General features: G+C 44.9%; 1 protein-coding gene. It reads right to left on the bottom strand.

The genetic code is table 11. The annotated features are described in order from the left end of the window. Window positions 1–217 precede the first annotated feature (217 nt). On the bottom strand, window positions 218–445 hold a 228-nt coding region (locus E5342_RS19180), incomplete at its 5' end, for an IS66 family transposase (RefSeq protein ID WP_168354532.1).

The raw sequence follows: 445 nt of genomic DNA, 5'->3' as shown, positions 1-445 counted from the left end.
TCTTATCAATCATAGTTTCAAGCTATGGTTAAAAAAGATCTTCGACATAGTTAAGATCAAAAAAATCATAGCCTTGGTTTGGTTTGGTAAAGGACGGGTAAAAAAGTGGGGATTCCAAATAAAACTACGATAAAAAGAACGGTTGTGTTAAAGAACATACGATCAGCCCTGTAAAGTGGTCTCTGGAGGACATACGGGGGATAAGGGGTGCCAACCCTTATCCGAGTCCGGCAACGCGCCTAAGCGCCAGAAAAGGACCTTGTCCGTTTTTCCTGGCAGTGTCTATCAAGGAATGAAGGGGGCAAAAAGCATCCGACCCCTCCTCGATCTTGAACATCCCGCTTACTTTTTGTTTGACCTTCAAGGGGCGGACGGAACGTTCGGAGGAATTATTGTCCGAAGGCACACGTGGATTCCTTAAGAGTTTGAGGATATGCTCTTTGTG

It is taken from the genome of Parabacteroides distasonis (genome assembly GCF_004793765.1).
Taxonomy (GTDB): domain Bacteria; phylum Bacteroidota; class Bacteroidia; order Bacteroidales; family Tannerellaceae; genus Parabacteroides; species Parabacteroides distasonis_A.
This window is presented reverse-complemented; position numbering and strand designations above follow the sequence as displayed.